Raw genomic sequence first — 12,942 nt, forward strand, 5'->3', positions numbered from 1 at the left:
GACGGTGACTGCCTCCCCTGACGACCGCACCGCCCAGGTGGACGAAACCGAGACCGCGCAAGAGAAGACGTCGGCGAAGCGCGCGCCGGCCAAGAAGCAGACTCCTGCGGCGGTACCCGCCGCCGACGAGACCACGTCCGCGCCCGCTGAGAAGAAGCCGGCGGCGAAGAGGCCGGCCGCGAAGCGCCCGGCGACCCCGCGTACGACCGCGGCCTCCGCCGTGAGGAAGCCCGCTGCGAGGAAGCCCGCTGCGGCGAAGGCATCCGCGGCGAAGACTGTAGCCACGAAGGCTGCTGCGGAGAAGGCGGCGCCGACAGCGGAAGTGGTGGTGGAACCACTGGTGAAGGCGATGCCCGGCCAGACGGGTGAGTCGTCGTCGACCGCAGGCTCGACCCGAAACACGACAGCCGCGCGCACGGCTGCCGCGAAGAACACGGCCGCCTCGAAGACCACCGCGGCGGCGAAGACGACTGCGGCGAAGACGACCGCGGCGAAGGCGGCGGCGGCGAAGGCGGCGGCAGCGAAGACAGCGGCAGCGAAGACCACCGCCGCGAAGACGGCTGCAGCGAAGACAACCGCGGCGAAGACGGCGGCGGCGAAGACGGCGGCCTCCAAGTCCACTGCACGATCGGCCGCAGCGAAGACCACGGCGGCCAAGACCACGGCCGCGAAGGCGGCGGCAGCGAAGAAGGCCGCGGCGAAGAAGGCTGCCGATGCGGCGGCGAAGGCCTCTGCGGACACGGCCGCTGCGGACACCGCCACGGCGGCGCCGGAAGCGACTCCCGTCATCGAGTCGGTGACCGTCGAGACGGCTCCCGCAGCGGAACTCACCCCGACGGCCGATTCCACTCCCGCGGCGATCGAGCAGGTCACCGTCGTCGATACCGCGGCCGTCGAGCCCACTGTCGTCGAGACCGCCGTCGTCGAGCCTGCCGTCGTCGAGACCGCGGCCGTCGCGGAAGCGACCGACGCCTCGGAACCCGTCGAGGCCGAACCCGTCGAGGCTGAACCCATCGAGGCCGAACCCGTCGAGGCCGATCCTGTCGATGCCGATCCTGTCGATGCCGGGCCTGCGGAGGTGGCTGCCGCGGTCGAACCCGATGAGTCCGTCGAGATCGCCGCGGCGATGGCGGAGTCCGACGATGCGACTTCCGGGGTCGTGGATCCCCGCGATGCCGTCTCCGCCGGGGAGGCGATCAGCATCCGCGGTCTCGTCAAGCAGTTCGGTGACAACAGGGCCGTCGACGGCATCGACCTGACCGTGCCGGCCGGCTCCTTCTACGGGGTCGTCGGTCCCAACGGCGCGGGCAAGACCACGACCCTCTCGATCGTCGCCGGGCTTCTGCGCGCCGACGCGGGCAGCGTCGTCATCTGCGGCATCGATCAGGCGAAGCAGCCGCTGGCGGCGAAGCGGCTGATGGGCGTGCTGCCTGATCGGCTGCGCACCTTCGACCGTCTCACCGGTCGTCAGCTGCTCTACTACTACGGGTTGCTGCGCGGCCTCGCGGCGGATGTGATCGAGAAGCGCGCCGCCGACCTCGCTCGAGCCTTCGATCTCGGCGATGCCCTCAGCCGCGTCGTCTCCGACTACTCGGCCGGTATGACGAAGAAGATCATGCTCGCCGGGGCCATGATCCACTCGCCGCGCGTGCTCGTGCTCGATGAGCCGTTCGAGTCGGTGGATCCTGTCTCCTCGGCGGTCATCCTGGACATCCTCCGCGCCTACGTCTCGCACGGCGGCACCGTGATCCTGTCGAGCCACGGCATGGACCTGGTCGAGCGCGTCTGCTCACGCGTCGCGATCATCGTCGGCGGAGAGGTTCTCGCCGAAGGCACGATCGACGAGGTCCGCGCGGGTCAGACTCTCGAGGCGCGCTTCGTCGAGCTCGCCGGCTCCAGCGGAGAGGTGGAGGGGCTCGAGTGGCTGCACACGTTCTCCGACTGAGGCTCGCGCTGCTGCTGGGCTCTGTGCGCGGCGATCGTCGGATCCGGACGCTCATCTCGTTCGCCGCGGTCGTCGCCGTCACCGCAGTGGTGTGCATCGCCGTGTTCAGCCTCGCGGCAGCCCCGGTACCGGTGGCACGCGCAGTCACCGTGCTCGGCGGCGCCGCCCTTCTCATCGGCTTCCTCGTCGGCCCGATCCTCGTCGGCGCCGTCGACCAGCTCGACCCCCGACGGTTCGCGGTCTTCGGTGTCGATGAGCGGCAGATGCCGTGGGTGCTCACGCTGGCCGCCTTCATCAGCGTGCCCAGCCTGGCGCTTCTCGCGGTCTACATCAGCGTCTGCATCGTGGCGATCGGAGCAGGGACTCCCTGGCCGCTGGCGGTGCTGATGACGATCATCGGTGTCATCACGACGATGCTGGTCTCGAGGATCGGCATGGCGCTCAACGCCCTTCTTCTTCCGGAGCGCCGATCCCGAGAGCTCACGGCGCTGTTCGCGCTCGCGCTGATCGTGATCGCGTTCCCCGTCGCGGTGTTCTTCGGATCGCTCCGCTGGGACGGCCTCGTGCCGCCGTCGCTCGCGACGCTCTCGAGCGTCTTCGGCTTCAGCCCGTTCGCCGCGGCGCCCGCGTTCCTCTTCGACTCCGCAGCCGGGGCGACCGCCTCGGCGTGGGGCAGCGGCGTCATCGCGGTCCTCACGGTCGTTCTGCTCGGGGTCGCATGGGCCTGGCTCGTGCGGCGTCTGCTCACGACGACGGAGCGTCCGGTCACGCTGAGGGAGCGCACGGGCCTCGGCTGGTTCGGTCTGCTGCCGTCGAGCGCCTTCGGTGCGATCGCGGCTCGAAGCCTCGTCTATTGGCTTCGCGACCGTCGCTACATCATGAACATCATCGTGGTGCCGGTGGCCGGTGTCCTCACCGTGCTTCCGCTCATCGTCGCCGGTGTCCCGTTGGAGGTCGCAGCGCTCGTGCCGGTGCCCGTGATGGCGCTGTTCTTCGGCTGGTTGCCGCACAACGACGTCGCCTACGACTCGACGGCGCTGTGGACCCACGTGGCCAGTGGCGTCCGGGGTCTTCCCGACCGTCTCGGACGTCTGGTCCCGGTCCTTCTCGTCGCGATTCCGGTGCTCGCGATCGCGGTTCCGCTGTCGCTCCTCCTCGTCGGCAACTGGAGCCTGCTGCTGCCGATGGGCGGCATGGCCGCGAGCCTGCTCTTCTGCGCTCTGGGTATCTCGAGCATCGTCTCGGTCGTCGCCCCGTACGCAGTCTCGCGACCTGGTGACAGCCCGTTCCAGCAGCCGCAACGGCCGACGTCACGAGGCACTTACGGTCCCGCAGCGGCGTTCCTCGGAGCGATCGTGCTGAGCGCCCCCACCATCTGGCTGTTCGCGGCCACGGTGCTCGAGGGCTCCGCATACGCCCCGGCGACCTTCTGGGTCGGGCTCCTCGGCGGACTCGCGGTGCTGGCCGCGGGGGCGGTCATCGGCGGTCGCATCTTCGAGCGCAGCGGGGAGCGCCTGATGGAGTTCGTCGAGACGGCGTGACGACCGCCCACGAGGCATTCGACGCCGCTAGACTCACGGGATGAGTACTCCGCTGGACAGCCCCGATCAGGGCGGCGTGGCAACGCTTGATCGCGAACTGGAAGAGCTCCTCCGCGAGGAGAATCTCGAACCGGGCGACCATGAGCGCTTCTCGCATTACGTGAAGAAGGACAAGATCCTCGAGTCCGCGATCACCGGCAAGCCGGTGCGGGCACTGTGCGGCAAGAAGTGGACTCCGGGCCGCGACCCGGAGAAGTTTCCGATCTGCCCCACGTGCAAGGAGATCTACGAGTCGATGATGGGCTGACCTCAGTCGGCTTCGACGTACACGGTGGGAATCGCCGGGTCGGACTTGCTGAGCGCGAGAGCGCGCACCGGGAGTTCTTCGCGCACGCGCAGATGGTGCGCGCGCGCTGCTGCCGTGCCCTCGACGCCTTCGTAGCTCGCGTCGATGTCACCCGCCTCGACGAAGGTCACCTGCAGCGGGCGGCCGTCGGGATGCTCCGCCGCGGTGTCGAGCTCTTCGAAGCCGTCGGAGACGACGACCGTCTCGGCGGTGGCGACGCCGTCCACCAGGGTCCGGAAAGCGGCCTTGCGGCCACCGTGCGACGCCTTGTCCGCCGATGCCTTCGCGACGCCGATCCAGGATCCGGTGGCATCCTGTCGTGCCACGAGCTTGTAGACCATGCTCGCGGTCGGATATCCGGATCCGGTGACCACCGACGTTCCGACACCGTAGGCGTCGACCGGCGATGCGGCCAGGGCGGCGATCGCATACTCGTCGAGGTCGCTGGTCACGGTGATGCGCGTGGACGTCGCACCGAGCTCGTCGAGCTGCGCGCGTACGTCTCCGGCGACGATGGGGAGGTCGCCGGAGTCGATCCGTACGCCGCCGAGTTCCGTGCCGGCGACCCGGATGGCGGTCTCGACGCCCGTGCGGATGTCGTACGTGTCCACGAGCAGCGTCGTTCCGGTGCCCATGCTCTCGACCTGCGAGCGGAACGCCTCCTCTTCGGAGTCGTGCAGGAGTGTCCAGGAGTGGGCGGCCGTGCCCATGGTGGGGATGCCCCAGCTTCGTCCGGCCTCGAGGTTGCTCGTGGCGCCGAAGCCGGCGATGTAGGCAGCCCGGGCGGCGGCGACGGCCGAGCGCTCGGCTGCGCGTCGTGATCCCATCTCCGCCAGCGGACGCTCGCCGGCGGCGATGCTCATGCGAGAGGCGGCGGTCGCGACGGCGGAATCGTGATTGAGCACGCTCAGGGCGAGCGTCTCGAGAACGACGGCATCGGCGAACGTGCCCTCGACGGTGAGGATGGGGGAGCCGGGGAAGTACAGCTCACCCTCGCGATAGCCGCGGATCGTTCCCGAGAACCGGTAGTCCTCGAGGTGAGCGATGGACGACGCATCGACGACGTTCTGGTCTCTGAGGAACCGCAGCTCGTCGTCACCGAAGCGGAAGTCGCGCAGGAGGCTCAGCAGGCGGCCGGTGCCGGCGACGACACCGAAGCGGCGGCCCCCGGACAGACGCCGGGAGAACAGCTCGAAGACGCTGGGGCGGAATGCCGTTCCGTCCCGGAGGGAGGCGGCGAGCATCGTGAGCTCATAGCGGTCGGTGAGCAGCGCCGTCGACGTGGTCATGCGCTCAGTTTAGTGAGCGTGCTGATGCGCGCGGCGGCTCCCGCGCAGGTAGGCTGGGGAGTCATGAACGACGCGCCGATCGGGATCTTCGACTCCGGTGTCGGCGGGCTCACGGTGGCGCGGGCCATCCGCGCCCAGCTGCCCCGTGAGTCGTTCGTCTACATCGGCGACACCGCGCACTCGCCGTACGGCCCCAAGCCCATCGCCGACGTGCGCCGCTACTCTCTCGAGGTGCTCGACACCCTCGTCGAGCAGGGCGTGAAGATGCTGGTGATCGCGTGCAACACCGCCTCGGCCGCCATGCTCCGCGATGCTCGTGAACGCTACGACATCCCGGTGGTCGAGGTGATCGGTCCCGCGGTGCGCCGCGCGGTCTCCACGACCCGCAACGGGCGGGTCGGCGTGATCGGCACGGTCGGCACCATCGGCTCACGCGCCTACCAGGACATGCTCGAGGTGAACGAGAGGCTGCAGGTCTTCACCGCCGCCTGCCCGCGCTTCGTCGAGTTCGTCGAGGCCGGGATCACCGGGACTCCGGAGGTGCTCGCTGTGGCTGAGGAGTATCTCGCTCCTCTTCGCGATGCCGACGTCGACACGCTCGTCCTCGGTTGCACGCATTATCCGTTCCTGCGCGGCGCCATCAGCTACGTCATGGGAGAGGGCGTCACGCTCGTCTCCAGCGACGACGAGACCGCCGGCGACGTCTATCGCCAGCTCGTCCGCGGCGACCTGCTCGCCTCGCCGGATGCCACTGCGAGCTACGTCTACGAGGCCACCGGAGCGTCGACCGACGACTTCACCGCTCTGGCCAACCGTCTGATGGGCCGTGAGGTCCGCGACGTGCAACTCGTCCAGACCGGCGTGATCACTCTTCCCGAGAGCGCTTTCGAGTAATCCGGATCGAGTCGCTCCGACTCGATCCGCCACCCCGACCTGAGAGAAGCACATGTCTGAAATCGTCCGCGTCGACGGCCGCTCCACCGATCAGCTGCGTGAGATCACCATCGAGCGCGGCTGGAGTGCGCACGCCGAGGGATCCGCACTGATCAGCTTCGGCGGCACCAAGGTGCTGTGCACCGCTTCCTTCACCAACGGCGTTCCGCGCTGGTTGACCGGTAAGGGCAAGGGATGGGTCACGGCCGAGTACTCCATGCTCCCGCGGGCCACCAACAGCCGGAACGACCGGGAGAGCGTCAAGGGACGCATCGGCGGTCGCACCCATGAGATCTCGCGCCTGATCGGTCGCGCCCTGCGTGCCGTCGTCGATACGAAGGCGCTCGGCGAGAACACGATCGTGATCGACTGCGACGTGCTGCAGGCTGACGGCGGCACGCGCACGGCGGCCATCACCGGTGCGTACATGGCGCTCGCCGATGCCATCGAGTGGGGCCGGGAGAAGAAGTTCATCGGCAAGAACTCCACGCCGCTGCTCGATTCGGTCGCCGCCGTGTCTGTGGGGATCATCGATGGCGAGCCCATGCTCGATCTGGCATATGTCGAGGATGTGCGCGCGGAGACCGACATGAACATCGTCGTCACCGGCCGCGGACTCTTCGTCGAGGTCCAGGGAACGGCCGAGGGCGCTCCGTTCGACAAGCGGGAGCTCGACGCGCTGCTCGAGCTCGGTCTGGCCGGATGCGCCGACCTGAAGGGCGCGCAGCTCGCCGCACTGGCAGGGGAGTGATGATGCGGATCGTGCTCGCGACGCACAATCCGCACAAGGTCGCGGAGCTCCAGCAGATCGTGGCGCAGGCCCGTCCCGATCTCGAGGTCGTCGGCTACGACGGTCCCGAGCCGGTCGAAGACGGCGTGACGTTCGCCGAGAACGCGCTGATCAAGGCGCGGGCGGCCGCCGCACACACCGGGCTCGCGGCTCTCGCCGACGACTCCGGCATCTGCGTCGACGTCCTCGGCGGGTCTCCCGGGGTGTTCTCGGCTTATTGGGCCGGTCAGAAGAAGGACGCCGCGGCGAACCTCGAGCTGCTGCTCGACCAGCTGCGTGACATCGCCGACCCGCACCGGACCGCGCACTTCACCTCCACGATCGCCCTCGTGCTGCCGGACGGCCGTGAACAGGTCGTGGAGGGACGCTGGCCGGGGCGCCTGGCCCACGCGGCAGCGGGAGCGGGAGGCTTCGGGTACGACCCGATCTTCGTCCCGGACGGTCAGCCCGCAGGGGAGGAGCGGTCGGTGGGCGAGTTCACCTCCGAGGAGAAGCAGGCGCAGTCCCACCGTGCCCGCGCCTTCGCCGAACTGGTTCCGCTGCTCGCCGCGCTCTGAGCGCGCTCGGCACTCGGCCGCGAGAAACCGCTGCTGAAGCTGAGAATCGTTACCCTTCCCGACTAGCCGGAACAGGCCTTTCCGGCCGCCATCCCGGTCTAGCCTGGGGGCATGCACGATCACGCACCCGCCCCCGGCGGCATCCGTTCCGCGAGCAGCAGACGCCTGCTCGCGATCTCGCTGTCCCTCACCGCGACGGTGATGCTCGTGCAGGTCGTCGGCGCGCTGCTCTCCGGTTCTCTCGCGCTGCTCGCCGATGCGGCACACATGTTCACGGACGCCTCCGGCCTCGTGATCGCTCTCATCGCCGCCACTGTCGCCGCGCGCCCGGCGGATGACAGGCGCACCTTCGGATATCAGCGCGCCGAGGTGTTCGGTGCGCTGATCAATGCCGTCATCCTGATCGCCCTCGCGACCTGGGTCGCGATCGAGGGCATCGGGCGGCTCCTCGATCCGGGAGAGGTCGAGGTCGCCGGCGGCCTCATGCTGATCGTCGCGGTGGTGGGAATGCTCGCGAACGCCGTGTCGATGTGGCTGCTGAGTCGCGCGCAGCGCACCAGCATCAACGTGCGCGGTGCCTACCTCGAAGTGATGGGCGATCTGATCGGCTCTGTGGCGGTCATCGTGGCAGCGGTGGTCATCCTCGTCACCGGATGGATGCCGGCCGATGCCATCGCGTCGCTGTTCATCGCGGCGATGATCATTCCTCGGGCCATCGCCCTGCTGCGGGAGGTGTTCTCGGTTCTCGCCGAGTCCGCGCCGAAGGGCACGGCGGTGAGCGAGATCCGGAACCACCTTCTCGGATACGAGGGCGTCGTCGGCGTGCATGATGTGCACGTCTGGCAGCTCACACGCGGAGCACCCGTGTTCACGGCCCATGTCAGCATCGAGCCGGCGCTGTTCGCCGACGGCCGTTCAGCCCAACTGCTCACCGAGATGCAGGCGTGCCTCGCCGATCACTTCGACGTGGAGCATTCGACCTTCCAGATCGAGCCGGCCGAGCAGTCGGACTGCGAGCCGCACCACGCCTGACCTGGTCGATCGAGCCTCAGGCCTCGATGGAGATCTCGTCCGGGCTCTTGTCGGGGCGCAGACCTCGCCAGCGGGCATGACGGAGCACGCCGTCCGGAGTCCAGTTCGCGAACTCGACCTCGCCGACGACTTCCGCCCGCACCCAGAGGGCGTCGGAGGCATCCGGGGCGGGCACTCCGTCGAGCGGTGCGGCGTCCACCCGCAGCGGATCGAGTCGCGTCAGCAGATCGCGCAGGATGCGGTCGGTGAATCCGGTACCCACGCGTCCGACGTAGCGCAGGCCGCTCCCGCCTCGGGTCGGGTCGGGCACGGCGAGCAGGAGAGACCCGAGCGTGCTCTCCCGGTCGCCCTTGCCGGGGCGGATCCCGACGATCACCGCCTCCTGCATCCTGGTGTGCTTGAGCTTCAGCCAGGAGGGGGAGCGCTGCCCCGGGCGGTACCGCGACATCGGATCCTTGACGACGACGCCCTCGAGCCCGAACTCCCGGCTTGCAGCGAGTGCCGCGTCGACGTCGTCGAACACGGGAGGGATCTGCACGGGGGCGTCGAGGTCTGCGATCACATCCTCGAGCAGTGTGTGACGCTCCCGCAGAGGCATGCCGGTGAGGTCGTGTCCGTCGAGCCGCAGCAGGTCGAACAGCATGTAGACGATGGGCGTGCGCACCACCTCGCGCTCGATCTCTCGCGGGCGGGTGAGGTGCATCCGATTCTGGAGGAGGGAGAAGCTCGGGCGGCCGTGGGAGTCGAAGGCGACGATCTCCCCGTCGACGATCGCGTCTGCGACCGGCAGGAAGGGCGATCCGTCGGCTGTGAGCTCGGGGTAGCGGGCGGTGATGTCGATTCCGCTGCGTGCGTGCAGCAGCATCCGCCCGTTCGCCCAGGTGCCCATCGCGCGGATGCCGTCCCACTTGACCTCGACCCACGAGGGGTCGCTCAGAGCGCGGGCGACCCCGGGGGAGCCGTTCTCGGCGAGCATCGGCGCCACCGATGCCGGGATCGGAGGGGAGACGGTCGCGGGAGAGCTCTGGGGATACCGGTGGGAGCGTCGGGGCTTCGCCGGTTGCGGGAGCGGAGCGGTCTCGGGCGGGTGGAGCGTTGCGAGGGGGTCGACGCCGGCGGTCGCGCGGGCGAGCACCTGATCGAGGTCGAGCTGGGCGAGGCCCGGGTCGTCGAGTTCGTCCCAGGTGCGAGGAGCAGCCACCCAGGGCTGCGCACGGCCGCGGAGCGAGTAGGGCGAGATCGTGGTCTTCTTGCCGTTGTTCTGGCTCCAGTCGAGGAACACCTTGCCGCCACGGACCGCCTTCGCCATGACGCTGGTGGCGAGGTCGGGGTGGTCGTTCTCGATCATCCGCGCAAGTTCTCTGACGACGGTCGAGACCTCGTCGCTCGTCTGCTCGCCGGGTAGCGACGCGTACAGGTGGATGCCCTTGCTGCCGCTGGTGACCGGCAGGGGGTCGAGCCCCATGTCGGACAGGATGACGCGGGCGATGCGGGCGACCTCGGCACACTGCTCCAGCCCCACCCCCTCCCCGGGGTCGAGGTCGAGCACGAGCCGATCGGGCTTGCCGGGAAGGCCCTCGGGGGAGAAGCGCCACTGCGGCACATGCAGTTCGATGGCGGCGACCTGCGCGAGCCAGACGAGGGTCGGAACTTCCCGGACGAGGGGGTACTCCTTGGGGCCGTCCGAGTGCTGGATCGCCTGTCGAGGGATCCACGACGGCGCGCCCGGCTCGATCTGCTTCGTGAAGAACGCGTCAGCCGGGGCCTCCGCGCTCCCGACGCCCTCCACCCAGCGTTTGCGGGTGACGGGGCGGCCGTCGAGGAGGGGGAGCAGGAGCGGAGCGATGGCCGTGTAGTAGGCGATGATCTCGCCCTTGGTGGTGCCGGTCTCGGGGTACACGACCTTGTCGAGGTTGGTCACACGCAGGCGTCGGCCGTCGACCTGCACGATCTGCCCTTCTGTGACCATGGGGCCCAGCGTAGTCAAGGGTCCGCCTGGTCGAGGGGTCGGGTGGTCAAGGGGCTGGTCGTGACGGCTGCGGCTGGTGTCTACTGGTGTGATGAGGACGATCTGGAAGGGCGCACTGACGTTCGGGCTCGTGAACGTACCGGTCAAGGTGTACTCCGCGACCGAGGACCACGACGTGCCGCTGCATCAGGTGCACGAGAAGGACGGCGGACGCATCCGCTATCAGCGCACCTGCGAGGTGTGCGGCGAGACCGTGGCCTATGCGGACATCGATCGCGCCTACGTCGATGAGGGCCAGACCGTCGTGCTGACGAAAGACGACCTCGCGGCGCTTCCGGCGGAGAAGAGCCGTGAGATCGACGTGGTCGAGTTCGTTCCGTCCGACCAGGTCGATCTGCTCACACTCGACAAGCCGTATTACCTCGAACCCGACTCGAAGTCACCGAAGGCCTACGTGCTGCTGAGGAAGACCCTCGAGCAGACCGATCGCACGGCGATCGTGCGCTTCACCCTGCGGCAGAAGACCCGCCTCGCCGCGCTCCGGGTGCGAGGGAAGGTGCTCGTGCTGCAGACGCTCCTGTGGGCAGACGAGGTGCGCGAAGCCGCGTTCCCGGCGCTGGAGGAGGACGTGCGGATCTCGAAGAAGGAGTTGGAGCTCTCGGCCTCCCTCGTCGACAGCTACTCGGCGGACTTCGACCCCGAGGCGTTCGTCGACGAGTACCAGAAGGAACTGCGCACCCTCATCGACGCGAAGATCGAGGCGGGCGACACGTTCGACGTGGCCGAGACCTTCGGCGAAGCCGAGAAGGCGGCAGAGGGCGGCGAGGTCATCGACCTCATGGAAGCGCTGCGCGCGAGCGTGGCGCGGTCGAAGGACGAGCGCGCCAAGAACGCGGGGTGATCATCGGGTGCCGAGGAGTCGGCCCCCGATGCGCGATCAGTGCTTGCCGTCGCCGTCCAGGTCGGGAGAACGGTCGAAGACGTCGGCGTCGAGCACGAGCTCCTGCGCCTCCCCGGCGTCGGTGACCACGTCTTCCCCTGCCGCAGCGGCCTTCTTGGCCTTGTGTCGCTCGGAGAGGTAGTGCCACAGCGTGACGAGCGCGGTGCCACCGACCGCGATCAGCAGGATCACATCGATGTACTCGACCACGAGATCGCGCACCCACGGGATGTAGGCGATGAGGTATCCGACCATCGTGAGGCCGAAGCCCCAGATCATGGCACCGATGAAGTTGTAGAGCGAGTAGCGGCGCCACGGCATGTGGCCCACTCCGGCTGCGACCGGCGCGAAGGTGCGAACGATGGGCACGAAACGGGCCAGGATGACCGTGAGGCCGCCGAAGCGCTCGAAGAATGCGTTCGTGCGCTCCACGTTCTTCTTGCTGAACAGGCCCGACTCCTTGCGCTCGAACACCGCCGGCCCGCCCTTGTGGCCGATCAGGTAGCCGACCTCGCCGCCGACGAAGGCCGAGAGAGCGATCAGGAGCGAGACGACCCAGATGTTCACCCCGAACACGTTGCTGGTGTGTGTCAGGAGCCCCGCGATGATGAGCAGGGTGTCGCCGGGGAGGAGGAAACCGACCAGCAGGCCGGTCTCGGCGAAGATGATGAAGCAGACCACCAGAAGCGCCCAGGGACCCGCCGCGCCGATGATCGTCTGGGGGTCGAGCCAGGGGATGAGAGCGGTCGGCGCGTGCAGCATGGTTTCGAGCACAGGGGGAGTCCCGTCGGTCGTGAATGGTCGGCGGTAGAACAGAGCGATGTCGTGGCGACCCGAGAAGGATGCCGTCGTCTCTCGTGCGGAAGGTGGGACTTGAACCCACACGCCCTGGGGCACAGGAACCTAAATCCTGCGTGTCTGCCAATTCCACCACTCCCGCGCGGTGGAAACAGTCTACTGATCGTCGAAACCGCCTGTCTGGGGATCAGCCCGCAGTCCGTCTCCCCCTGAGCGCTCGGACGCACCAGGGCGGCTGTGGATAACTTCGGAGGGCGGAGGGCGATTGTTGCGAGGATGCGTGGGTGAGTCATCCGTCCGCTCTTGTCGCCGACCGTGTGCGGTCGCGTCTGCGCGCCGAGGGCATCGACCCGTCGATCGATCCGGAGGCGGCCTGGCGCATCACCCACGCCGAGGTTCGCCGCCACGACGATCTCGCCCTCGCTCGCGGGGAGGCGCTGATCGACGATGAAGCGGCGTGCGTGCGAGAGGTCATGGCCTCGCTCAGCGGATTCGGTGCGTTGCAGCCGCTGCTCGACGATCCGGAGATCGAGGAGATCTGGCTGAACGGATCCGGCCATGTGCACATCGCCCGCGAGGGCGAGGCAGAGCGGACGGGCCTTCGTCTCGACGATGTCGCGGTGCGCGACATCGTCGAGCGCATGCTGCAGTCGACCGGCCGGCGGGTGGATATCAGCCAGCCGTTCGTGGATGCATCGTTGCCGGACGGATCCCGTCTGCACGTGGCGATCGCCGATACTGGTAGGGCCGAATGTCGCAGGGTGCACTATTCATCCTGGGATTAGTTCAGTCAACACTGTAT

At 68.5% G+C, this 12,942-nt stretch carries 12 protein-coding genes and 1 tRNA gene; 9 read left to right on the forward strand and 4 right to left on the reverse strand.

All coding sequences use genetic code 11. The annotated features are described in order from the left end of the window. Positions 1–4 precede the first annotated feature (4 nt). Genes D514_RS38825 through D514_RS22370 form a run of 3 tightly spaced genes read left to right on the forward strand, consistent with a single transcriptional unit; the run spans position 5 to position 3,793 of the window. Complete coding sequence (locus D514_RS38825; protein WP_236610897.1) at positions 5–1,945, forward strand: ATP-binding cassette domain-containing protein; 1,941 nt, start codon at positions 5–7, stop codon at positions 1,943–1,945. Beyond that, entirely contained in the window at positions 1,921–3,486 is a 1,566-nt protein-coding gene (locus tag D514_RS22365; protein ID WP_017828505.1) for a hypothetical protein, read from the forward strand. Before D514_RS38825 ends, D514_RS22365 begins: the two co-directional genes overlap by 25 nt. 40 nt (positions 3,487–3,526) lie before the next feature. Next, entirely contained in the window at positions 3,527–3,793 is a 267-nt protein-coding gene (locus tag D514_RS22370) for a DUF3039 domain-containing protein (RefSeq protein WP_017828506.1), read from the forward strand. A gap of 2 nt (positions 3,794–3,795) precedes the next feature. Here the strand turns inward: D514_RS22370 and D514_RS22375 are convergent, their stop codons facing one another. After that, positions 3,796–5,121 (reverse strand): nicotinate phosphoribosyltransferase, encoded by a 1,326-nt coding sequence (locus D514_RS22375; protein ID WP_017828507.1) that lies wholly within the window; start codon positions 5,119–5,121, stop codon positions 3,796–3,798. A 63-nt stretch (positions 5,122–5,184) separates the two neighbouring features. Between D514_RS22375 and murI the strand changes: the two genes are divergently transcribed. The 4 genes from murI (at position 5,185) to D514_RS22395 (ending at position 8,433) form a co-directional block, all read left to right on the forward strand. After that, positions 5,185–6,015, forward strand: a complete 831-nt coding sequence (murI, locus tag D514_RS22380) for a glutamate racemase (protein WP_017828508.1) — start codon at positions 5,185–5,187, stop codon at positions 6,013–6,015. 52 nt (positions 6,016–6,067) lie between these two features. Continuing rightward, entirely contained in the window at positions 6,068–6,805 is a 738-nt protein-coding gene (gene rph, locus D514_RS22385; protein ID WP_017828509.1) for a ribonuclease PH, read from the forward strand. Further along, complete coding sequence (gene rdgB, locus D514_RS22390) at positions 6,805–7,401, forward strand: RdgB/HAM1 family non-canonical purine NTP pyrophosphatase (protein WP_017828510.1); 597 nt, start codon at positions 6,805–6,807, stop codon at positions 7,399–7,401. Before rph ends, rdgB begins: the two co-directional genes overlap by 1 nt. A gap of 111 nt (positions 7,402–7,512) precedes the next feature. Then, positions 7,513–8,433 carry a cation diffusion facilitator family transporter gene (locus tag D514_RS22395; RefSeq protein WP_017828511.1) on the forward strand — a complete coding sequence of 307 codons (921 nt, stop codon included), beginning with the start codon at positions 7,513–7,515 and terminating at the stop codon, positions 8,431–8,433. 16 nt (positions 8,434–8,449) lie between these two features. Here D514_RS22395 and ligD read toward each other — a convergent pair whose 3' ends face one another. Beyond that, positions 8,450–10,402 carry a non-homologous end-joining DNA ligase gene (gene ligD / locus D514_RS22400; protein ID WP_017828512.1) on the reverse strand — a complete coding sequence of 651 codons (1,953 nt, stop codon included), beginning with the start codon at positions 10,400–10,402 and terminating at the stop codon, positions 8,450–8,452. 91 nt (positions 10,403–10,493) lie between these two features. Here ligD and D514_RS22405 point away from each other — a divergent pair, with 91 nt between their 5' ends. Then, positions 10,494–11,303, forward strand: coding sequence for a Ku protein (locus tag D514_RS22405; protein WP_017828513.1), 810 nt, complete (start codon positions 10,494–10,496; stop codon positions 11,301–11,303). A 36-nt stretch (positions 11,304–11,339) separates the two neighbouring features. Here D514_RS22405 and D514_RS22410 read toward each other — a convergent pair whose 3' ends face one another. Together D514_RS22410 and D514_RS22415 are read right to left on the reverse strand one after the other, a co-directional pair. After that, complete coding sequence (locus D514_RS22410) at positions 11,340–12,104, reverse strand: DedA family protein (protein WP_031205420.1); 765 nt, start codon at positions 12,102–12,104, stop codon at positions 11,340–11,342. A gap of 96 nt (positions 12,105–12,200) precedes the next feature. After that, positions 12,201–12,282: transfer RNA gene (locus tag D514_RS22415), tRNA-Leu, on the reverse strand. Positions 12,283–12,424: 142 nt separating this feature from the next. Here D514_RS22415 and D514_RS38830 point away from each other — a divergent pair. Further along, positions 12,425–12,925, forward strand: coding sequence for a Flp pilus assembly complex ATPase component TadA (locus D514_RS38830; RefSeq protein WP_017828514.1), 501 nt, complete (start codon positions 12,425–12,427; stop codon positions 12,923–12,925). The last annotated feature ends 17 nt before the right edge of the window (positions 12,926–12,942 follow it).

Origin of the sequence: Microbacterium sp. UCD-TDU (assembly GCF_000340625.1) — a bacterium.
Lineage (GTDB): Bacteria > Actinomycetota > Actinomycetes > Actinomycetales > Microbacteriaceae > Microbacterium > Microbacterium maritypicum.

Coding starts and splice junctions, on each gene's coding strand:
- D514_RS22370 (WP_017828506.1), top strand. CDS start 3,527: ATGAGTACTCCGCTGGACAGCCCCGATCAGGGCGGCGTGGCAACGCTT.
- D514_RS22375 (WP_017828507.1), bottom strand. CDS start 5,121: ATGACCACGTCGACGGCGCTGCTCACCGACCGCTATGAGCTCACGATG.
- murI (WP_017828508.1), top strand. CDS start 5,185: ATGAACGACGCGCCGATCGGGATCTTCGACTCCGGTGTCGGCGGGCTC.
- rph (WP_017828509.1), top strand. CDS start 6,068: ATGTCTGAAATCGTCCGCGTCGACGGCCGCTCCACCGATCAGCTGCGT.
- rdgB (WP_017828510.1), top strand. CDS start 6,805: ATGATGCGGATCGTGCTCGCGACGCACAATCCGCACAAGGTCGCGGAG.
- D514_RS22395 (WP_017828511.1), top strand. CDS start 7,513: ATGCACGATCACGCACCCGCCCCCGGCGGCATCCGTTCCGCGAGCAGC.
- ligD (WP_017828512.1), bottom strand. CDS start 10,402: ATGGTCACAGAAGGGCAGATCGTGCAGGTCGACGGCCGACGCCTGCGT.
- D514_RS22405 (WP_017828513.1), top strand. CDS start 10,494: ATGAGGACGATCTGGAAGGGCGCACTGACGTTCGGGCTCGTGAACGTA.
- D514_RS22410 (WP_031205420.1), bottom strand. CDS start 12,104: ATGCTGCACGCGCCGACCGCTCTCATCCCCTGGCTCGACCCCCAGACG.